Origin of the sequence: Pseudomonas sp. CFBP 8770 (genome assembly GCF_014841705.1) — a bacterium.
Taxonomy (GTDB): domain Bacteria; phylum Pseudomonadota; class Gammaproteobacteria; order Pseudomonadales; family Pseudomonadaceae; genus Aquipseudomonas.
Window position 1 is genome coordinate 233,436 of record NZ_JACYUL010000007.1, and the last position, 20,618, is coordinate 254,053.

Sequence of the window (20,618 nt, forward strand, 5' to 3'; positions counted from 1 at the left end):
CATGTCACTTTTGAATATCAATAACCTGAACGTGCGCTTTGGCGACGCCAAGGCTGTGCCGGTCGTCGACGGGCTGGACCTCAGCGTGGACAAGGGCGAAGTGCTGGCCATCGTCGGCGAATCGGGTTCGGGCAAGTCGGTGACCATGATGGCCCTGATGGGCCTGATCGACGCGCCCGGCATCGTCACGGCCGACTCGCTGCTGTTCGACGGCCACGACATGCTCAAGCTCAACGCACGGCAACGGCGCAAGGTGGTCGGCAAGGACCTGGCGATGATTTTCCAGGATCCGATGACCGCCCTGAACCCCAGCTACACCGTGGGTTTCCAGATCGAGGAGGTCTTGCGCCAGCATCTGGGCATGTCCGGCAAGGCCGCGCGCCAGCGGGCGCTGGAACTGCTCAAGAAGGTGGAAATTCCTGCGGCTGAAAGCCGTCTGGATGCCTACCCCCATCAACTGTCCGGTGGCATGAGCCAGCGCGTGGCGATTGCCATGGCGATTGCCGGCGAACCCAAGCTGCTGATCGCCGACGAACCGACCACTGCCCTGGACGTAACCATTCAGGCGCAGATCATGGAATTGCTGCTCAACCTGCAGCAAGAGCAGAACATGGGCCTGATCCTGATCACCCATGACCTGGCCGTGGTGGCCGAAACCGCCCAACGCGTGTGCGTGATGTACGCCGGCCAGGCAGTGGAAGTGGGCCATGTACCGCAACTGTTCGATATCCCTGCGCACCCCTACAGCGAAGCGCTGCTGATGGCCATCCCCGAGCACAGCGAAGGCGCCGAGCGCCTGGCCACCCTGCCCGGCATCGTCCCGGGCCGCTACGACCGTCCGCAGGGCTGCCTGCTTTCGCCACGCTGCCCCTACGTGCGTGAAAACTGCCGTACCGAACGCCCTGCCCTGGATCAGAAAACCCAGAGCTTGGCGCGCTGTTTCTACCCACTCAATCAGGAGGTGGCGTAATGAGCGTCGTACTGACCGCCCGCGACCTTACTCGCCACTACAACGTCTCGGCCGGGCTGTTCAAGCCTGATGCCGTGGTGCGCGCCCTCAATGGCGTGTCCTTCGAGCTCGAAGCCGGCAAGACCCTTGCCGTGGTGGGTGAATCGGGCTGCGGCAAGTCGACCCTGGCTCGCGCGCTGACCTTGATCGAAGAGCCTTCGTCCGGGTCGCTGCAGATCGCCGGCCAGGAAGTTGCCGGCGCCAGCAAGGCCGAGCGCAAGCAATTGCGCAAGGACGTGCAGATGGTCTTCCAGAGCCCCTATGCCTCGCTCAATCCGCGGCAGAAGATCGGCGATCAGCTGGGCGAGCCATTGTTGATCAACACCTCGCTGAGCAAGGCCGAGCGACGCGAGAAGGTCCAGGCCATGATGCAGCAGGTCGGCCTGCGGCCCGAGCACTACCAGCGCTACCCGCACATGTTCTCCGGTGGTCAGCGCCAGCGTATTGCCCTGGCCCGCGCCATGATGCTGCAGCCAAAGGTGCTGGTCGCCGATGAGCCGACCTCGGCACTCGACGTGTCGATCCAGGCGCAGGTGCTGAACCTGTTCATGGACCTGCAGCAGGAGTTCAACACGGCCTACGTGTTCATCTCGCACAACCTGGCGGTGGTGCGTCACGTGGCCGATCAGGTGCTGGTGATGTACCTGGGCCGGCCGGCGGAAATGGGGCCCAAGGAGGACATCTACACCCGGCCTCTGCACCCGTACACCCAGGCCCTACTATCGGCAACGCCGACCATCAAGCCCGATCCGCTCAAGCCCAAGATCAAGATCGTCGGCGAATTGCCCAACCCGTTGAATCCGCCGTCGGGCTGTGCGTTCCACAAGCGTTGCCCGTACGCCACCGAACGCTGCAGCACGGAAATACCGGCGTTCCGGCCGGTGGATACGCGGCAAGTGGCGTGTCATTACGCCGAGCAGTTCCTGTAACGCTTCAAGGCCTCTTCGCTCGCTGTCGAAGAGGCCTTTTCCCTCCCCCTCCCCCAGTGCATCCGCAGACGAATGTCTCTATGATGCCGAACATGATCAAAGACCCCTTTGCCCGCCTGAACCTCGATCGCGAGGTCATCACCGTCAGCCAGCTCAATGGCCGCGCCCGCGTATTGCTCGAAGACGTCTTCAGCAACATCTGGGTCGAAGGTGAAATCTCCAACCTGGCGCGGCCGGCCTCCGGCCACGTCTATTTCACTCTGAAGGACAGCGGCGCGCAGGTACGCTGCGCCTTGTTCAGGCAGAACGCCCAACGCGTGCGCCAGGTCCTCAAGGACGGCGCAGCGGTGAAGGTGCGTGGCAAGGTCTCGCTGTTCGAAGGCCGTGGCGACTATCAACTGATCCTCGACACCGTAGAGCCCGCCGGTGACGGCGCGCTGCGCATGGCGTTCGATGCGCTCAAGGTCAAGCTCGATGCCGAAGGCCTGTTCAGCAGCGAACGCAAGGTCGCGCTGCCGGCTCACCCGCAACGTATCGGGATCGTCAGTTCGCCAACCGGCGCGGTAATCCGCGACATCATCAGCGTGTTCCGTCGACGTGCCCCGCAGATCCAGCTGACCCTGATCCCGACCGCCGTACAGGGTCGCGAAGCCACTGCGCAAATCGTCCGCGCCCTGCGCCTGGCCGACGCACGCGGGTTCGACGCGATCATCCTCGCCCGTGGCGGCGGTTCGCTGGAGGACCTCTGGTGCTTCAACGAAGAAGCCGTGGCGCGCGCCGTGGACGCCTGCGTGACGCCGATCGTCAGCGCCGTAGGCCACGAGACCGACGTGTCCATCAGCGACTTCGTGGCCGACGTACGTGCCCCTACTCCTTCGGCAGCCGCCGAACTGCTGGCCCCGGATGCCGGCGACCTGCAGCGCCGACTCGACAGCCTGCAGCGACGCCTGGTGCTGCGCATGCACAATCGCCTGGCCCACGAACGCCTGCGTGTGGAAGGGCTGACCCGTCGCCTGCGCCACCCCGGCGAACGTCTGCGCCAACAGGCACAGCGCCTGGATGACCTGGACATGCGCATGCGCCGTGCCTTCGAACGGCAGATGACCGCGCGCGGGCACCGCCTGGCACAGTTGCAGACGCGGCTGGCGGGGCAGCATCCGGACCGAGTCCTGCGGCTGCTCAAACAGCGCCTGGATGGCCTGGCCGAGCGTTTGCCGCGGGCCATGCGCGACACCCTCAAGGCGCGTCGCCTGTTGCTGCAGAGCCAGGTGCAGACTCTGCACGTGGTCAGCCCATTGGCGACCCTCGGACGCGGCTACAGCATCCTGCTCGATGAGCGGGGCCAGGCCATCCGCAGCGCCGAACAGACCCAGCGCGGTCAATGCCTGATCGCAAGGCTGGGCGAAGGCGAGCTTGCAGTGCGCGTCGAGGACAATCACCTCACGCCCGTTACCCTTTCCCTACTGGACTGATCCATGCCGCGTTTTCTCGTTGTCGCCCTGCTGTTGTGTCTGTCTTCGTTCGCCCAGGCGGACAGCTACATCACCCGGCTGTTGAACAAACCGGTGCCCGGCGGCGTGGCAGTGGTCGATCTGGGCAACGCCAACCAGGCGCCCAAGGCCACCTACGACGGCAAGCAGGTGCTCGTGGTCAACGAGCAAGGCACCTGGCGGGCCATCGTTGGTATTCCATTGACGGTCAAGCCGGGCGCGGCGCAGTTGAGCGTGGCCGGGCGCACTGTCGCTTTTCAAGTGGGTAGCAAACAGTACCCGGAACAACGCATCACCCTGAAAAACACCCGGCAGGTGAACCCCAACCCGGCCGACCTCAAACGCATCGACGGCGAACTGGCCGAGCAGCTGCGCGCCTATCGCAGCTTCAGCGCCGGCACGCCGAGCAACCTGCTGCTGGACAAGCCTGTCAGCGGACCGCTGTCGAGCAAGTTCGGCGTGCGGCGGTTCTTCAACGGCGAGGAGCGCAACCCGCACTCGGGGCTGGATTTCGCGGTGCCGGCCGGCACGCCGATCAAGACACCTGCCAATGGCAAGGTGATTCTGGTGGGTGATTACTTCTTCAATGGCAACACCGTGTTCGTCGACCATGGGCAGGGATTCATCAGCATGTTCTGTCACATGTCCAAGATCGACGTGAAGGCCGGCCAAAGCCTGGTACGCGGTGCAGTGGTCGGCCGGGTCGGCGCCACCGGCCGTGCCACCGGACCGCACATGCACTGGAATGTCAGCCTCAACGATGCGCGGGTCGATCCGGCGATCTTCATCAATGCCTTTCAGCCTTGATCCACCGGAAATCCTCTCAGCACTGCTTGACCTGTGGGAGCGGGCTCTGCCCGCGAAGGCCGCACCGTCGACCCAGCGCATTGCGCCGCCCCTTAAAGCTACGCAATCTCTGGCACCCCTTTCCAAATATTCAGCAATAAACTCTCGCCTAATCCAAGATACCCAACTCTCCTACCATTTTCCTCAACACCCTTGCCATTTTTCACCCCACTGGTTAGGGTTGAGGTCATGAACACTGCACACACCCTCATCCAGCTCCGCCAGCACCGCAGCCTCTGCCTGGTCAGTGCACGACTGCCTGGCTGAAACGCGTCGCCTCGCCCCTTCACCTTTCGAATGACCGGCAGGCCCTTTCCCCAGGCTGCTCACCAAGGATTTTCACCATGTCCATGCTCAAAGACCCGTCGCAGAAGTACCGCGCGTTCCCGACGATCGACCTGCCCGACCGCACCTGGCCGTCGAAATCCATCACCGTGGCGCCCATCTGGTGCAGCTCCGATCTGCGCGATGGCAATCAGTCGCTGATCGAGCCCATGGACGCAGCCAAGAAGCTGCGCTTCTGGAAAACCCTGGTCGCCGTTGGCGTGAAGGAAATCGAAGCCTCCTTCCCTTCCGCCTCGCAGACCGATTTCGACTTCGTCCGCACCCTCATCGAAGAGGGCCACATCCCGGACGACACGACCATTCAGGTGTTGACCCAGGCCCGCGAAGACCTCATCGCGCGCACGTTCGAATCGCTCAAGGGTGCCAAGAAGGCCATCGTTCACCTGTACAACGCGACGTCGCCGTCTTTCCGCAAGATCGTGTTCAACCAGGACAAGCAGGGCGTCAAGGACATCGCGGTAAATGCCGCCAAGCTGTTCGTCAAATACGCAGCCCAGCAGCCTGAAACCCAGTGGACCTTCCAGTACTCGCCGGAAACCTTCAGCGCCACCGAGCTCGAGTTCGCCAAGGAAGTCTGCGATGCGGTGATCGAGGTGTGGAGTCCCACCCCGCAGAACAAGGTCATCCTCAACCTGCCGGCCACCGTGGAGGTGTCCACGCCCAACATCTACGCCGACCAGATCGAGTGGTTCGGTCGCCATATCAACCGCCGCGACAGCGTGCTGTTGAGCCTGCACACGCACAACGACCGTGGCACCGGCGTGGCTGCGACCGAGCTGGGCCTGATGGCCGGTGCGGATCGCGTCGAAGGCTGCCTGTTCGGCAACGGCGAACGTACCGGTAACGTCGACCTGGTGACCCTCGGCTTGAACCTGTACACCCAGGGCGTCGATCCCGAGCTGGATTTTTCTGACATCGACGGTATCCGCAAGGTGGTCGAAGAGTGCAACCAATTGCCGGTGCATCCTCGTCATCCGTACGTGGGCGATCTGGTTCACACCGCGTTCTCCGGCTCGCACCAGGATGCCATCCGCAAGGGGTTCACCCAGCAGAAGGAAGGCACGTTGTGGGAAGTGCCTTACCTGCCGATCGACCCGGCCGACATCGGTCGCAGCTACGAGGCGGTCATCCGCGTGAACAGTCAGTCGGGCAAGGGTGGTATCACCTACCTGCTGGAACAGGAATACGGCATCAGCCTGCCGCGCCGCATGCAGATCGAGTTCAGCCAGGTGGTACAGGGTGAAACCGACCGCCTGGGCCTCGAGATGACTGCCCAGCAGATCTACGCCTTGTTGCGTAAAGAGTATCTGCAGGCCAACACCCCTTATGCGCTGATCAGTCATCGGTTGCAGGAAGAAAACGGCAACAGCGCCGTGGATGTCGAAGTGCACAGTGACGGAGAAACCCAACACTGGCGTGGCAAGGGCAACGGCGCGCTGGAAGCGCTGGTCGCCTCCATGCCAATCGCCGTCGAGATCATGGACTACAACGAACACGCCATCGGCGCAGGCACCAACGCCAAGGCTGCTGCCTACATCGAACTGCGCGTGGCGGGCGGCCGTCCCGTGCATGGTGTGGGCGTGGATGAAAACATCACCACCGCAAGCTTCAAGGCGTTGTTCAGCGCCCTGAACCGCTCGCTGAGCCAGCAGGATGCGAAAGCGGCCTGATCTGCCTGAGCTGCAAGCGAAAAGCCGGTCAATGTCATTGACTGGCTTTTTTTATTCTCGGTGCTCTTCAGGGCTTCGCGATAGCGACATGAACTTGCTGGGAGAGATACCAACCAGCTGGGTCACCATGAAAGTGAATGCGCTGGGATTGCTATATCCGAGCTCGAACGCTATCTGCGTGACGGTCAACCCCCGGGTGGCCAGCGTGAGGGAATGAGCCAGCAGAACCTGCTTGCGCCATTCGACAAAACTGGTACCCAACTCGCTTTGGAACAGCCGCGCTATGGTGCTGACGCTGGCGCCGGCATGTTTTGACAGCGCGCCCATCGAAAGCTCAAGACTCGGCTTCTGCAGGAAAGCATCACAAAAGGCCCTTAGCCTTCGCTCTGAAGGCAGCGTGATCCCTATCGCAACGATTGGAGCACGCAGCAGTTCCATCAACGTAAGTCGGCAAAGTGCATCGTAACGGTCTCCTGCTGCTGGCTCTTCTTTCGTCAAAGCTGTCACCAAGCCCTGCAGCAAGATGCCGACCTCGATGACACGCTCGTCAAAGCAGCTCAGCGCTGTGAGCATTGGGCTTTGCTCCCGCCCTGGAATTGGATCAGCCAGAAGATAGAGCGCATGAAGGTCCGCAGTATCCACTACAGCCGTTGTATGAGCGACTCCTGCAGGGATCCAGACAGCATTCCAGGGCGGCACCGTATAGCTGGCATGTTCCATGGCCACACGGATAATTCCCCGAGTGCAGAAGACTATTTGAACCCAGGGGTGGTAATGCGACTGCACGTCGGTTTTAGCGAGATGTGATCGTCGGACGCAGCGAAGTGGCGCAACCATGGTGGGTGCGTACCCATCAGTATCCATTGGGGAAGTGAGTTGCCGCGCGCTGGGCATCTTTGCCATAAGGTCGACACTCCGTGACTTTCTTTCGATATTACCGCGCAGCTGCCTTTCTTACACTAACCCACATACCGCTCAATCGTAGCGGAACATTACAAAATCACAAAAATCATAAAAAGCCATCGCCACATCACTTCATAAGGATATAAGAAATTGACCCCAGGCAATGAAATGGATGACACCTACATGGTCGAATCTGGAGGGACTCCAAAATATAAACTCTCCGTCGAGGGTTACTCGCCGCACTGTTCCAAGACATTGCAATACAGAGATCACGCACTGATCGGCATCAGTCCATTCAACTCAAGGTTCTCACCTGATTACGTAGACGAACTACTCAGCTGGGCACATAGGGAATTTAAACGCGTCGATATCTTACTCCCAGACAATGCCCATGCCGGGCTATTGCTGCGAGCGACTGGCATACCTGCAGAAAAGGCGGATCGGAAGGTGCGGAAGGAACTGAATCGACACACGAGAACGATCAAACGCGTGCTGGAGAAACTCGACGGCACCTCAGCAAATACAAACATCTTCCGGTTTTCTGACTTTTTTGATCATCCCGAGTATCGAAGATTGCGTTCTCAGGTTGAGACGGCCTATGGCGAGTGCTCAGCTTTCAGGGCGGCGTGTAAAGATATGTCAAGTCAAGCTATCTCGGGTCGGGCTAGGGGAACGGCTAGCGGATCGCAGAACCTCGCCGAACCGCATAAATACATCGATATTGCCATCCCTTACATATTCGCGGAGCTCCCATTTTACTTGAACTCTCCTAGATTAACACTGGCCTCTAGCTCAACCTTTCTTTATCACAAAATCTGGCCTATCGGCATTGCACTTCGGGAGGGTCAATTTCCTTTAGAGATTGACGAGAAGCAAGCCCACGGCATCGTATCTATAAACTAACATTCGAGCAGCCACCCTCCTATAATAACTAAAAAAGCAGATCACTCATATGATACAACCAACAGAGATCAACATCCTGTCCACAGAGCTTGCAACTGACCCCTACCGCGCTTTCAAAGCAATGCGAGGGATAAATACTCCTCTGCAAGACTCGCACACTAAGGCTTACTTACTTGTGCATTACTCACAGGTCACACAAGTTCTTCGATCTCCGGACTTTACGACTGCTCCGCTCGCCTCGCGTGCGCAGCCGGTAATGGGAGAGCGTGTCCTGGCGCAGATGGAAGGATGTGAGCATCACAGCAAACGAAAGGCCGTATTGTCTCAGCTCACAGGCCGGCTCTTTCGAGAGCAGCACGCGCAATCGATCAAGCAGATCGTCCATGGATTACTCTCCCCGCTCTTACATAAAGGATCTGTAGACCTGATCAAAGAGTTCGGGCGTCCCTACAGCATTTTGGTCACCCTGACTGTGTTGGGCCTGCCGGTAGATCGACACGAGGACGTCGCCTTTTGGCATCAGGGTATTGCTGCATACATTACGAGCCTCACAATGACCGAGGCCCAATGCCAGTTCAGTCTGTTCTGCAGCCAACAACTCATTGCCTACCTAACGCCGCTGGTAGAGCAAGAAATGCATGGTTCGGCTACCGGCTTCATCGCAAGACTGTACAACGCCACTGTAGACAATTACCCGATGACGACGACGGAAGTGGTAGCGCTTGTTCTGAATATCTTATTAGCAGCCACTGAGCCCGCAGACAAAACCCTAGCCTATCTGTTCTACCACATGCTTAGTACCCCACTGCTATGTGCACGGATATACCAGGATCGCACCCTATTGGCCGCGGCGATTGATGAAACCTTGCGTCTGAATTCTCCCGTGCAGCTAATACCACGACAGGCGGCAGATAATGTGCGGGTGGGTGAGACGCAAATACCTAAAGACGCGCTGGTTTTCTGCATGATCGGTGCAGCGAATCGCGACCCATTGGTCTTTGAGAATCCAGATATTTTCCAAATTGATCGAAGGTCCAAGCGCGGCAACCACGGTGAAAAGATCTCGCCACACCTTGCTTTTGGTTCAGGCACTCACGTCTGCGTGGGCGCCGCCTTCTCTACCATGCAGATTACCCTGACGGCGAATGTGATCATGGATCTATTGAAGGATCTCCATTTGGCGCCTGGGTTCATCCTTCGCGAGGAAGGTCTTTACACCCGTGGGCCATCATCAATGGTGATCAACTTCCGAGCTTGCCCGGTCAGCACCGATGCCGTGGAATCCTTGGCATGAGCGCGCATCCGCTCGGGATTTCGCTAACGTCTTCAGAAAAATGCCTGACTCGTACGCTGATTGGGGGCGCCCTGCTACCGCTACTGGATACCACGCTGGTCAACGTCGCACTGACTGATATGGGCCTGGAACTGCATTCGTCCTTGGCAGCCCTTCAATGGGTTGTCACGGCCTATTTGCTGGCTGCGGCAGGTGCGGTGTCGGTATTCGCCTGGTTAGCGGGGTGTCTAGGATCGCGGCGGATATGGCTAGGCAGCTTGGGACTGTTCATGGGGGGATCGATACTTTCTGCTACTGCCCCAAGTGTCGAGTTCCTTATCGCGGCCCGGGTGTTTCAAGGCTTCGCAGCCGGCCTCTTGCTCCCTGCAATGCAAACCATAGTGTTGAACGCTGTTGAACCTGACAAGGCGAAGGCTGCGCTTGCCGCTATTGCGGTACCTGGCGTGATTGCTCCAATACTGGGGGCACTCATCGGGGGGCTGATGATCGATCTAATTGGCTGGAGGCTCATCTTCTGGCTGTATGTAGCGATCTGCATACTCGCCCTGAAGATAGGTTATCAGCGGATTCCGGATGACCCTGCTCGAGATCGCGCCCGTTTCGACGTACGAGGCTTTTTGCTACTTTGTCCTGCCTTATTCTTGTGGATCTATGGGCTATCCCGGCTTGGCCATCCGAGCCATGCGATAGATTCAACTGCGCTGGCCAGCATCACCATCGGCTTGGGGCTATTGGCCTTGTTCGTTCGCCACAGTTTGCACCACGCAGGCAGCGCACTACTGGATTTAAGCATCCTGCGCCGCGTTGCCATACGACGTTCTTGCAAGCTGCTTGCACTTGCCAGCGTGGTCTACTATGGCGGAGCGTTGTTGCTACCTCTTTACCTGCTGCAAGCCGGAACCTATTCAACGACCGCCTGTGGGATTTTTCTGGCCCTACATGGCGTCGGGACCTTGGGGGCACGCCATTTCATGGTCCGCAACCCTGCCGGAGCAAGCGAGCGACACATTGCAGCAGCCTCAATACTCGCTGCACTGGCAGGCGGGCTTTTGTTGGCATCACCAGCATTGATCAGCTCTACTTGGCTGGTCGCGCTGGGAATGCTGATGCGTGGCGCAGGCTTAGGTGCGTTGACCCTGCTTGCGATGGCAGGTGCATATTCAACGCTCAAGCCACCACAGATAGCACATGCCAGTGCCTTGACCAGAGTCGTGACATACTTGGCAGCTGCGGCGGCAGCTACCAGCGTGATCTCAATGATTCCACCCCCTCCCCTGAATATCGACCCAGCGCAATTCATTCTCCCGCATGGGCTAATGCTGGGCGCGACGTTGCTCTGCGTTTTAGCATTACCTCAACCGCGTTGACCGTTCTTCGCGAAAGTCGAACTCATCGGCATCCAGATCAGCTGGAAACTTGCTTCGGTAGGCATGCAGTGCCTGAGCATTCAGACCCATGTGGAACACCCCATCGGCTTCTCCTGCGCAGAGCAGGGATTCGCCCTGGAAGTCCAGCACCTGGCTGTCACCCGTGTAGGCAAACCCCTTGCCATCGATGCCCACGCGGTTCACCGCCGCCACGTAGCAGAGGTTCTCGATCGCCCGGGCCGGCAGCAGGCGGTTCCAGTGCATGCGTCGCGCCCCTGGCCAATTGGCCGTGTACAGCAGCAAATCGGTGCCTTGGGCATCGCGGCTCCACACCGGAAACCGCAGGTCGTAGCAGATCAACGGACGCACGCGCCAGCCCTTCACGGAAAACACCGCTTGATGCTCCCCAGCACTGTAGTGCTCGTGCTCTTCGGCCATGCGAAACAGATGACGCTTGTCGTAATGCAGCATCTGGCCGTTCGGGCATGCCCACAACAGGCGATTGCGGTAGCTGCCGTCGGCAGCCTGGACGATCACGCTGCCGGTCACCACCGCGTCGAGCTTGGCGGCCCATGCCAACAGCCAATCGTGGGTCACCCCATTCTCCGGCTCGCACAGGCTCTTGGACTCCATCGAGAACCCGGTGGTAAACATCTCCGGCAGGACCACCAGCTCCGCACCCCGCGCCTGCTCGAGCAAGGCATCGAAGTGCTCGAGATTGGCTTCGCGGTCGTGCCAGGCCAATTGGGTTTGCACCAACGCGATCCTGAGCTCGGGAGCCTGTGCGGCCAAGGTCGCTTCATTTGGATTGGGCATGGCTTCGCTTAGATTCGGCATAGTTTGTGGGCTGCCTCGCGCAGCGTCTCCTCACGTTTGGCGAAACACAACCGGATCAGGCGCTGGTCCGCTACCGGGGTGCGATAAAACACCGACACTGGGATGCTCGCCACCCCGTGTTCGCGCGTCAGCCACAGCGCCATGTCGACGTCGTTCAGGTCGGGCCGGATCGCTGAATAGTCGACCAGTTGGAAATAGGTGCCAGGCGTGGGTGTAAACGTGAATCGCGAATCCGCCAGCAGGTCGCAGAGCAGATCACGCTTGCCTTGATAGAAAGCCGGCAGCTCGTCCACGTGTCCCGGCTGTTCGGCCATGTAGTCGGCCAGGGCGTATTGCAGCGGCGTGACCCCGCAGAAGCTGACGTACTGGTGCACCTTGCGCAGTTCACGGGTCAGGGCAGGCGGTGCGATCACATAGCCGGTTTTCCAACCCGTGACGTGGTAGGTCTTGCCGAACGAACTGACCACGAACGCGCGCTCGTACAAGCGTTCATGGGCGAGCACGCTGGCGTGGGCAGCACCATCGAATACCAGGTGCTCATAGACTTCGTCGCTGAGAATGTAGATGTCGCGGTCGGCGATCAGTGCCGCCAATCGGTCCAGTTCCGCAGCACTGATCAAGGCACCGCTGGGATTATGCGGCGAGTTGATGACGATCATGCGGGTGCGCGAGGTGATCGCATCGTTCAACCGCTGCCAGTCGATCGTGAAGTTCTCGGCATCCAGTTGCACGTGCACGCAGGTGCCGCCAGCCAGCTCGACCGAGGGTTCGTAGCTGTCGTAGCAGGGATCGAACACGATGACTTCGTCGCCGTGGCGAATGACCGCCTGGATCGCGCAGAAAATTGCCTGGGTGGCGCCGGGGGTGATGGTGATCTCGGTATCGACGTTCAGGCTGCGCCGGTACAGACGCTCGACCTTGGCCGCCACCTGTTCGCGCAAGGCCGGTAGGCCGGTCATGGGCGAGTATTGGTTATGCCCGGCCAGCACATGGCGCCCGACGGCTTCGAGCAAGGCGGGCGGACCGTCAAAATCCGGAAAACCCTGGGACAGGTTCAATGCGCCGGTTTGGGCGGCAAGTTGCGACATGGTGGTGAAGATGGTGGTGCCGACATTCGGCAGCTTGCTGCTGATCATGTGCCGCTCCCTGGAAAAACGTCCTCCAGTGTAGCAGGCAGACCGCATCAGCCGCCGACGCGGCTTGCGCCGCTGCTACAGGGGGCGGGGTGTAGCTGACGGACCGCAGCCACCGCCGACGCGGCTTGCGCCGCTGCTACAGGGGGCGGGGTGTAGCTGATGGACCGCATCCACCGCCGACGCGGCTTGCGCCGCTGCTACGGGGGGCGGGGTGTATCTGATGGACCGTGTTCACGGCGTGCACTGCAGACCTGTAGCAGCGGCGCAAGCCGCGTCCGGCATCACCGCCGGAGTCAGACCAATCAGCGCTTGTCGCGGCGCTTCTTGTCGGCCTTCTTGTGGTGCGACATCAGGCGGCGCTTCTTGTTGACCTGGCGATCGGTGAGGGTGTTCTTGTTGCCCTCGTACGGGTTCTCGCCACCCTTGAACTCGATACGGATCGGCGTACCGACCAGCTTGAGCACCCGGCGATAGGTGTTTTCCAGGTAGCGCACATACGACTTGGGCACCCGCTCCACCTGGTTGCCGTGGATCACGATCAATGGTGGGTTGGCCCCACCCAAGTGCGCGTAGCGCAGCTTGATGCGACGGCTGTTGACCATCGGTGGCTGGTGCTCCTGCACCGCATCCTCGAGGATCTGCGTCAGGCGGCTGGTTGGCCAACGCGTGATCGCCGACTTGAACGAAGCCTGCACCGACGCATACAGGTTACCCACACCGGTGCCGTGCAGCGCCGAGATGAAGTGGATGTCGGCAAAGTCGACGAAGAACAACCGCCGCTCCAGCTCGACTTTCACGTAGTCGCGCTCGCTGGGCTGCATGCCATCCCACTTGTTCAGCGCGATGACGATGGCGCGACCGGTTTCCAGGGCGAAGCCCAGCAGGTTCAAGTCGTGGTCGACCACACCTTCGCGCGCGTCCATGACGAAGATCACCACGTTGGCGTCCTTGATCGCCTGCAACGTCTTGACCACCGAGAACTTTTCGACTTCCTCGTGGATCTTGCCGCGCTTGCGCACACCAGCCGTGTCGATCAGCGTGTACTTCTCTTCGTTGCGCTCGAAAGGAATGTAGATGCTGTCGCGGGTAGTGCCCGGCTGGTCATAGACGATGACCCGGTCTTCACCGAGCATGCGGTTGACCAGGGTCGACTTGCCGACGTTGGGCCGACCGATGATGGCGATCTTGATGCCATCCTTCTCGCTCGGACCCGGGATGCGCACGGCCTCCTCGCCTTCGGCCACATCGGCTTCGAGGTCGACTTCGTCATCGTCGCGCGGAAACTCGCCCAAGGCGGCTTCGAGCAACGTGTTGAGGCCGCGGCCCTGAGCACCGGCCACGGGAATCGCGTCGCCCATGCCCAACGGGGCAAATTCGGCCTTGGCCATTTCCGGGTCGACGTTGTCGACCTTGTTGGCCACCAGCAACGAGCGCTTGTTACGCTTGCGCAGGTGTTCGGCAATCATCTGGTCGGCGGCGGTGAAACCGGCGCGCGCGTCGACCAGGAACATCACGACATCGGCTTCTTCGATGGCCAGCAGCGACTGCTCGGCCATCTTTTCGTCCATGCCGTGCTCGTCACCGGAAATACCACCGGTGTCGACCAGAATGTAGGAACGCCCTTGCCAGCGCGCCTCACCGTATTGGCGATCACGGGTAAGACCAGACAGGTCGCCGACAATGGCGTCACGGCTCTTGGTCAGGCGGTTGAACATGGTGGATTTACCGACGTTGGGTCGGCCCACCAGGGCGATTACGGGAACCATGCGGCTCTCCACTGCGTTGATTCAGAAAATACAAAGGCCGCTGCAGGCAGCGGCCGGAGTTCGAGGCGCTTCAAAGGAAGCGGCTTGCCGACACCCGCGGGTGTCAGCAAGCATAGTCAATCACTGCTTGACGGTCAGGGCTTCCAGCTTGCCACTGTTGCCGAAAATATAAAGCATGTCGCCGACGACCAGCGGGCGAGCCCGCACGCCATCACTGTCAACCCGGGTGCGGCTGACGAAACGACCGTCTACCTGGCTCAACAGATGGACATAACCTTCCAGGTCGCCCACTGCGATGTAGCTGGAAAACACTTCGGGCGCCGACAGCTGTCGACGGACCAGCTGGTCGTTGCTCCACAGGGCGGTGGTGGAACGCTCGTCGACGCCCTCCACGGTTCCCGAGGCCAGGCTGGTGTAGACGTTGCCGAAGCCCTGCGCGACACCTGCGTAGCTGGAGGCATCACGCTGCCACAGCACACGCCCGCTTTCCAGGTCCAGGCCGGCCATGCGGCCCTGGTAGGTGGTCACATACAACGTGCCACCGGACAGCAGCAGGCCGCCGTCGATATCGACCACCCGATCCAGCTCGGAACGGCCCTGCGGCACGGCAACCCGCGCTTCCCAGACCGGCACGCCGTTGGAGATATCGAGTGCCACGACCTTGCCAGTCGACAGACCGGCGATCGCCAACTGGTTGGTCACCAGCGGCGCGCCGGTGCCACGCAGGGTCAGGACCGCAGGCGTGCTGTCGTACAGCCAGCGCTGATCACCGGTGCTGGCGTCCAGACCGATCAGACGATCATCCTGGGTCTGCACTACCACGACGTTGCCGTTGTTGGCCGGTGGCGCCAGCACTTCGCTGTTCACCCGCTTTTTCCAGCGCTGCTCGCCAGTGTCGGCGTCGAGTGCAATCACGTCGCCGCGCAAGGTGCCCAGGGTCAGCAGGCCGTAGCTCACACCGACGGCACCGGAAACCGGCTGGTCCAGATCCTTTTTCCACAACACGTCACCGGTCATGCGGTTCATCGCGACCACTTCGCCAGTTACATCGGCGGCGTAGATGCGGTCATTCTCGACGGCCGGCACGAGCATGTTGTAGGTCTTGCCTTGGCCATCACCGATCCCGCGGCTCCAGACCTTCTGCAAGGACACTTCTTCCTTGAAGTCGGTGAGTTCGGCCGGTGGCAGTTCCTTCTTGCTGTTGCTGCTGCAACCCACCGCCATCAAGGCCAGGGCCAGCAATGCTGCATGTTTCCAACGGATCACGTCACGCATCCCCTTTGGCCAGGTCGTCGAGCTTGATTTGAAGGCCACCGACCGCCGCTTCATCGGACAGCGCAGCCTTGGCTTTTTGATACGCGGCATAGGCGTCGTCGCTGCGGCCCAACTGCACTAGCAAATCGCCCTTGAGCTCCTCGCGGGCCGCCAAGAAGGCCTTGTCGGTGTCGCCGTCGAGCAGTTTCAAGGCATCTTCGGCCTTGTTCTGCGCGGCCATGACCTGTGCCAGGCGCTGACGCGCAACTTCACCCAAGGTAGCGTCGGCTGGCTTGTCGACCACCGTCTTGAGTTCGGCTGCAGCGTCATCGAGCTTGCCGGCATCGACGGCGGCCTTGGCCAGGAACAGACTGGCGTACTGCGCGTAGGCAGTACCGCCGAACTCGTTCTTCAGCTTGCCGGCCAGATCCGCCACCTGGGCGGTATCAGGCTTGCCGGTCGGGGTCAGGCTGGCTTCCAGCAACTGCTGGTACAGATTGGAAGCGCTCTGCGACTGGTTGCTCTGGTATCGGGTCCAGGCTTGCCAGCCGAACACGATGACCAGGGCCAGCAGGCCACCGGTCACCAAGGGCTTGCCGTTACGCTGCCACCAGTCCTTGAGTTCGCCCATTTGTTCGTCTTCGGTACTCGACACCCCAATGCTCCTATTCGCGCAAATGCTTGATGCTTGCTTGATTCAGCCCTGCACAACGCAGGTCGCCAGATGGCCGGCCAATGCCGACCAGGCAATGTTCTGTTGTTCGCCCTGGCCGCGCAGGGGTTTGAAACCTATCACTTGTTGGGCCAGTTCGTCGTCCCCCAGAATCAAGGCATGCAACGCCCCGCTCTTGTCGGCTTTCTTGAACTGGCTCTTGAAGCTGCCGGCGCCGGCATTGACCATCAGGCGCAGGCCAGGCACCTCGTCGCGCAGCCGCTCGGCCAGGGTCAGACCTGCCAGCTCGGCCTGCTCGCCGAATGCACACAGGTACACATCGACCTGTCGGGAAATCGACTCGGGCACCTGTTCCAGGGTTTCGAGCAGCAGTATCAGGCGTTCGATGCCCATCGCAAAGCCCACGCCAGGTGTCGGCTTGCCGCCCATCTGTTCGACCAGACCGTCATAGCGGCCGCCGGCACAGACAGTGCCCTGCGCGCCCAGCTTGTCGGTGACCCATTCGAAGACGGTCTTGCTGTAGTAGTCCAGGCCACGCACCAGCTTGGGGTTGATCACGTAGGGAATGCCGGCGGCGTCCAGACGTGCCTTCAAACCTTCGAAATGCACGCGCGACTCGTCGTCGAGATAATCCGCCAGCTTAGGTGCGTTGACCAACACCGCCTGGGTTTCCGGATGCTTGGTATCGAGCACGCGCAGCGGGTTGGTTTTCAGGCGGCGCTGACTGTCCTCGTCGATCTGGTCCAGGTGCGCGGTGAGAAACTCCACCAACGCCTCGCGATAGCGACCGCGCGCTTCGCTGGTACCCAGGCTGTTAAGTTCCAGGGTGACCGCGTCACGAATGCCCAGCAGCTTCCACAGCCGCCAGGTCAGCACGATCAGCTCGGCATCGATGTCCGGGCCGTCGAGGTTGAACACCTCCAGGCCGATCTGGTGGAACTGGCGGTAGCGCCCTTTCTGCGGCCGTTCATGGCGAAACATCGGCCCCATGTACCAGAGCTTCTGCACCTGGCCACCACCGCTCAAGCCATGCTCGAGCACTGCGCGGACACAGGCTGCGGTGCCTTCTGGGCGCAGGGTGAGGGAATCGCCGTTGCGATCCTCGAAGGTGTACATCTCTTTTTCGACGATATCGGTGACTTCGCCGATGGAACGCTTGAACAGGTCGGTGAACTCGACGATGGGCATGCGGATCTGGCGGTAGCCGTAGCCGTCCAGCAAACCGGCCACGGTGCCTTCGAAGTAGCGCCACAGCGGCGTCTGCTCGGGCAGGATGTCGTTCATGCCACGAATGGCTTGCAGAGTCTTGCTCACAAAATATCCTTAGAAATCCGGGTTAGCCGCGGATGATCAATGCCGCGTCGGCTTCGACCTTTTCCGCTGCCTTCTGCCGGATCAGCCGCTCGAGCTCATCCACCAGATTGTCGTTGGTCAGTTTCTGTGACGGCTTGCCGTCGATGTAGATCAGGTTCGGCGTACCGCCAGTCAGGCCGACATGGGCCTCCTTGGCCTCGCCCGGTCCGTTGACCACGCAACCGATGACCGCGACGTCCAGCGGCACCAGCAGGTCTTCGAGACGCCCTTCCAGTTCGTTCATGGTCTTGACCACGTCGAAGTTCTGCCGTGAACAGCTGGGGCAGGCAATGAAGTTGATGCCGCGCGAACGCAGGCGCAATGACTTGAGGATGTCGTAACCGACCTTGACCTCTTCCACAGGATCGGCTGCCAGCGAGATGCGGATGGTGTCGCCGATACCGTCGGCCAGCAGCATGCCCAGACCGACCGCCGACTTGACCGTGCCGGAGCGCAGGCCACCGGCCTCGGTGATGCCCAGGTGCAATGGCTGGATGATCTGCTTGGCCAGCAGGCGATAGGCATCGACGGCCATGAACACATCGGACGCCTTCACGCTGACCTTGAAATCGTGGAAATCCAGGCGCACCAGATGCTCGACGTGACGTAGCGCCGACTCGACCAGTGCTTCGGGCGTCGGCTCGCCATACTTCTTCTGCAGGTCCTTTTCCAGCGAACCTGCGTTGACACCGATACGGATCGGGATCCCGCGGTCGCGAGCGGCATCGACCACGGCGCGCACGCGGTCTTCGCGACCGATGTTGCCGGGGTTGATGCGCAGGCAGTCCACGCCCAGTTCGGCCACGCGCAGGGCGATCTTGTAGTCGAAGTGGATATCGGCCACCAGCGGCACGCTGATCCGCTGCTTGATGCGACCAAACGCCTCGGCGGCGTCCATGTCGGGCACCGACACGCGCACGATGTCGGCACCGGCATCGACCAGACGTTGGATCTGCCCCACGGTGGCATCGACGTCATTGGTATCAGTGTTGGTCATGCTTTGCACGGCAATGGGCGCATCGCCCCCCACCGGCACCGAGCCAACCCATATTTTGCGCGATTCGCGGCGCTTGATCGGAGATTCACCGTGCATGTTATTGCCCCAGCTTCATGCGAGCAGTATTGCCCTTGGTAAAGGGCGCGACATCCACCGCTTGACCGTTGTAAGTCACCTGGGCGGCATTGGCCACGCCCAGGCGTATGGCGAACGGCGGCTTGCCGCCGACCTGAAGGTTCTCGCCGGAACGCTTGAGACCGCTATACAGGACCTTGCCGGTGGCATCACTGACCTGGGTCCAGCAATCGGCGACGAAATTGATCCCGACCTGGCCTTGCCCGGCAACTGGAGCCTCTACGGGAGCAGGGACGGCAGCCGGGTCGGCAGCGCTGGTGGTCGCGACCGTGCTCGGGCTTGGCGCGGCAGCGGCCGCAGGCGCCTGCGGCAGCGCCGCTGGCGTCTGCGCGGCCGTGGCGGCCGGCGTCCCGGTGGTGGCCGGATCGACCGGGGCTTGGCCCTGGGTCAGGCTCAAGGCCGTCGGCTCGCCTTCGCGCGCAGCTACGACCGCCTGGTCTTCAGGCTCGTCGAGCGGATGAATCTGGGTGGTGCCATCGGCGCTTTCGACTTCGACGTGCTCCAGCGCAACGTTGGTCGGATCGGTGCCACGGGCAGTGGTCTTGTCCTGCCACCAGAGGAAGCCGCCGCCCACCAGGGCCAGCACCAGCATCAGGCTGACGATGCGCAGCAGGTTGTGGGCCAGACGCGAGGGCTCTTCGATGCGACCCAGGCCATGCACGTTGCTGCCTTGCGCATTGGTGCCCGTGTATTGATCGAATGCCTGCACCAGCACCGCTTGATCCAGACCCAGCAACTTGGCATAGGCGCGGATGTAGCCACGGGAAAAGGTATGCCCGGGCAGCTTGTCGAACGCGCCCGCTTCCAGGTTGGCCAGCGAGGTGGGCGTGAGATTGAGCCGTGCGGCCACCTCAGGCAACGACCACTCTTTGCTTTCGCGGGCCTGACGCAAGGTATCGCCGGGGTTTACACGAGAGCCTGCTGCTACTTCGGGATGCGCCGCTTTCATCTTTGCTCCGACAGGTATTGCTGATATTCCGGCGTACCGGGATAAAGCCGTTTGAGTTGCAGGCCATAACTGGCGGCCTTGTTCTTGTCTTCGTAGACTTTCGCCAGACGCGTGCCGAGCAGCAGGCTGCGCGCGGTGTGCTCGCTCAACTGGGTGAACCGGTCGAAATACTCCTTGGCCGGCACATAATGCATGTCCTGGTATGACATCTCGGCCATTTCCAGCAACGCACGCGGCTGCTGGCGGTTGAGCCGCAGGGCCTTCTCCAGGTTCTGCTGCGCCACCTCGCGCTGCCCAAGGGCCACGGCGGTCATGCCGAGGTTCTCGAAGACCCGCGAACGCTCTGGATAGAGCGTATCGGCGGCGGCCTTCTCGAACAATTCATAGGCTTCCTTGTAGCGTTTCTGCTCGTACAGGAAACTTCCGTAGTTGTTCAGGATACGGGCATCGCTGCGAGCGTTCAAAGCCTTGCGAAAATGCTGCTCGGCAAGCTCCGGTTCCATCTCCGCCTGGAACACTAGGGCCAGTGCGGCATTGGCGTCGGCGTCGGAGCTGTTCAGCTCCAGGGCCTTCTTCAAGGGGATCTTCGCCCGTTCGGTACTGCCTTCCTGCAGGTAGCCCAGGCCCAGTTGCACATACGCCTGACGCGCCTCGTCCCGACCCTTGCTGGTGTCCATCGGATTGACCTTGCCCGTGGTGACGCAGCCGGTCAGCAAGGCGAATACGATCAGCAGCGCAGCGCGCAGGGTCATGGGGTTCCTC

At 60.9% G+C, this 20,618-nt stretch carries 18 protein-coding genes; 8 read left to right on the forward strand and 10 right to left on the reverse strand.

Annotated features, from left to right (window positions below; translation table 11 throughout):
- Position 1 precedes the first annotated feature (1 nt).
- The 5 genes from IFT98_RS17225 (at position 2) to leuA (ending at position 6,289) form a co-directional block, all read left to right on the forward strand.
- Entirely contained in the window at positions 2-970 is a 969-nt protein-coding gene (locus IFT98_RS17225) for an ABC transporter ATP-binding protein (protein ID WP_122479534.1), read from the forward strand.
- Positions 970-1,938, forward strand: coding sequence for a peptide ABC transporter ATP-binding protein (locus tag IFT98_RS17230; RefSeq protein ID WP_122479535.1), 969 nt, complete (start codon positions 970-972; stop codon positions 1,936-1,938). Before IFT98_RS17225 ends, IFT98_RS17230 begins: the two co-directional genes overlap by 1 nt.
- A gap of 92 nt (positions 1,939-2,030) precedes the next feature.
- Positions 2,031-3,410, forward strand: coding sequence for an exodeoxyribonuclease VII large subunit (gene xseA / locus IFT98_RS17235; RefSeq protein ID WP_122479737.1), 1,380 nt, complete (start codon positions 2,031-2,033; stop codon positions 3,408-3,410).
- Positions 3,411-3,413: 3 nt separating this feature from the next.
- Positions 3,414-4,235 (forward strand): M23 family metallopeptidase, encoded by an 822-nt coding sequence (locus IFT98_RS17240; RefSeq protein WP_192050600.1) that lies wholly within the window; start codon positions 3,414-3,416, stop codon positions 4,233-4,235.
- A gap of 383 nt (positions 4,236-4,618) precedes the next feature.
- A complete protein-coding gene (gene leuA, locus IFT98_RS17245; protein ID WP_192050598.1) occupies positions 4,619-6,289 on the forward strand; it encodes a 2-isopropylmalate synthase in 1,671 nt (556 codons plus the stop codon).
- A 51-nt stretch (positions 6,290-6,340) separates the two neighbouring features.
- On the opposite strand, the gene IFT98_RS17250 is transcribed toward leuA, so the two are convergent.
- A complete protein-coding gene (locus IFT98_RS17250) occupies positions 6,341-7,192 on the reverse strand; it encodes a helix-turn-helix transcriptional regulator (RefSeq protein WP_342214183.1) in 852 nt (283 codons plus the stop codon).
- 168 nt (positions 7,193-7,360) lie between these two features.
- Here IFT98_RS17250 and IFT98_RS17255 point away from each other — a divergent pair, with 168 nt between their 5' ends.
- The 3 genes from IFT98_RS17255 (at position 7,361) to IFT98_RS17265 (ending at position 10,756) form a co-directional block, all read left to right on the forward strand.
- Entirely contained in the window at positions 7,361-8,095 is a 735-nt protein-coding gene (locus tag IFT98_RS17255; RefSeq protein WP_192050595.1) for a tRNA-dependent cyclodipeptide synthase, read from the forward strand.
- Positions 8,096-8,270: 175 nt separating this feature from the next.
- Positions 8,271-9,389: a cytochrome P450 gene (locus IFT98_RS21115; RefSeq protein ID WP_197976742.1), complete on the forward strand. Its 1,119-nt coding sequence runs from the start codon at positions 8,271-8,273 to the stop codon at positions 9,387-9,389.
- Entirely contained in the window at positions 9,386-10,756 is a 1,371-nt protein-coding gene (locus tag IFT98_RS17265) for an MFS transporter (protein ID WP_192050591.1), read from the forward strand. Before IFT98_RS21115 ends, IFT98_RS17265 begins: the two co-directional genes overlap by 4 nt.
- On the opposite strand, the gene IFT98_RS17270 is transcribed toward IFT98_RS17265, so the two are convergent.
- The 9 genes from IFT98_RS17270 to pilW form a co-directional block, all read right to left on the reverse strand.
- On the reverse strand, positions 10,739-11,572 hold the full coding sequence (locus IFT98_RS17270) for an amidohydrolase (protein ID WP_192050589.1): 834 nt from the start codon (positions 11,570-11,572) through the stop codon (positions 10,739-10,741). The genes IFT98_RS17265 and IFT98_RS17270 overlap by 18 nt on opposite strands.
- Before the next feature lie 8 nt (positions 11,573-11,580).
- Complete coding sequence (locus IFT98_RS17275) at positions 11,581-12,729, reverse strand: pyridoxal phosphate-dependent aminotransferase (RefSeq protein WP_192050588.1); 1,149 nt, start codon at positions 12,727-12,729, stop codon at positions 11,581-11,583.
- Between the two features lie 302 nt (positions 12,730-13,031).
- Positions 13,032-14,495 carry a ribosome biogenesis GTPase Der gene (der, locus tag IFT98_RS17280; RefSeq protein ID WP_122479541.1) on the reverse strand — a complete coding sequence of 488 codons (1,464 nt, stop codon included), beginning with the start codon at positions 14,493-14,495 and terminating at the stop codon, positions 13,032-13,034.
- 120 nt (positions 14,496-14,615) lie between these two features.
- Entirely contained in the window at positions 14,616-15,770 is a 1,155-nt protein-coding gene (bamB, locus tag IFT98_RS17285; protein ID WP_197976741.1) for an outer membrane protein assembly factor BamB, read from the reverse strand.
- Entirely contained in the window at positions 15,763-16,404 is a 642-nt protein-coding gene (locus IFT98_RS17290; RefSeq protein WP_192050584.1) for a tetratricopeptide repeat protein, read from the reverse strand. Before IFT98_RS17290 ends, bamB begins: the two co-directional genes overlap by 8 nt.
- Positions 16,405-16,446: 42 nt before the next feature.
- On the reverse strand, positions 16,447-17,736 hold the full coding sequence (gene hisS, locus IFT98_RS17295) for a histidine--tRNA ligase (protein WP_192050582.1): 1,290 nt from the start codon (positions 17,734-17,736) through the stop codon (positions 16,447-16,449).
- 22 nt (positions 17,737-17,758) lie between these two features.
- Positions 17,759-18,868, reverse strand: a complete 1,110-nt coding sequence (gene ispG / locus IFT98_RS17300) for a flavodoxin-dependent (E)-4-hydroxy-3-methylbut-2-enyl-diphosphate synthase (RefSeq protein WP_192050580.1) — start codon at positions 18,866-18,868, stop codon at positions 17,759-17,761.
- A 1-nt stretch (position 18,869) separates the two neighbouring features.
- On the reverse strand, positions 18,870-19,856 hold the full coding sequence (locus IFT98_RS17305; protein WP_192050578.1) for a RodZ domain-containing protein: 987 nt from the start codon (positions 19,854-19,856) through the stop codon (positions 18,870-18,872).
- A complete protein-coding gene (gene pilW, locus IFT98_RS17310) occupies positions 19,853-20,608 on the reverse strand; it encodes a type IV pilus biogenesis/stability protein PilW (protein WP_043186565.1) in 756 nt (251 codons plus the stop codon). Before pilW ends, IFT98_RS17305 begins: the two co-directional genes overlap by 4 nt.
- Between the last annotated feature and the right edge of the window lie 10 nt (positions 20,609-20,618).

Excerpts from the sequence above, each read along its gene's own strand:
- xseA (WP_122479737.1), top strand. The coding sequence starts at position 2,031 with ATGATCAAAGACCCCTTTGCCCGCCTGAACCTCGATCGCGAGGTCATC.
- IFT98_RS17225 (WP_122479534.1), top strand. The coding sequence starts at position 2 with ATGTCACTTTTGAATATCAATAACCTGAACGTGCGCTTTGGCGACGCC.
- IFT98_RS17305 (WP_192050578.1), bottom strand. The coding sequence starts at position 19,856 with ATGAAAGCGGCGCATCCCGAAGTAGCAGCAGGCTCTCGTGTAAACCCC.
- IFT98_RS17250 (WP_342214183.1), bottom strand. The coding sequence starts at position 7,192 with ATGGCAAAGATGCCCAGCGCGCGGCAACTCACTTCCCCAATGGATACT.
- leuA (WP_192050598.1), top strand. The coding sequence starts at position 4,619 with ATGTCCATGCTCAAAGACCCGTCGCAGAAGTACCGCGCGTTCCCGACG.
- IFT98_RS17230 (WP_122479535.1), top strand. The coding sequence starts at position 970 with ATGAGCGTCGTACTGACCGCCCGCGACCTTACTCGCCACTACAACGTC.
- IFT98_RS17270 (WP_192050589.1), bottom strand. The coding sequence starts at position 11,572 with ATGCCCAATCCAAATGAAGCGACCTTGGCCGCACAGGCTCCCGAGCTC.
- IFT98_RS17275 (WP_192050588.1), bottom strand. The coding sequence starts at position 12,729 with ATGATCAGCAGCAAGCTGCCGAATGTCGGCACCACCATCTTCACCACC.
- IFT98_RS17265 (WP_192050591.1), top strand. The coding sequence starts at position 9,386 with ATGAGCGCGCATCCGCTCGGGATTTCGCTAACGTCTTCAGAAAAATGC.
- der (WP_122479541.1), bottom strand. The coding sequence starts at position 14,495 with ATGGTTCCCGTAATCGCCCTGGTGGGCCGACCCAACGTCGGTAAATCC.
- IFT98_RS17255 (WP_192050595.1), top strand. The coding sequence starts at position 7,361 with ATGGATGACACCTACATGGTCGAATCTGGAGGGACTCCAAAATATAAA.
- bamB (WP_197976741.1), bottom strand. The coding sequence starts at position 15,770 with ATGCGTGACGTGATCCGTTGGAAACATGCAGCATTGCTGGCCCTGGCC.
- IFT98_RS17240 (WP_192050600.1), top strand. The coding sequence starts at position 3,414 with ATGCCGCGTTTTCTCGTTGTCGCCCTGCTGTTGTGTCTGTCTTCGTTC.
- pilW (WP_043186565.1), bottom strand. The coding sequence starts at position 20,608 with ATGACCCTGCGCGCTGCGCTGCTGATCGTATTCGCCTTGCTGACCGGC.
- ispG (WP_192050580.1), bottom strand. The coding sequence starts at position 18,868 with ATGCACGGTGAATCTCCGATCAAGCGCCGCGAATCGCGCAAAATATGG.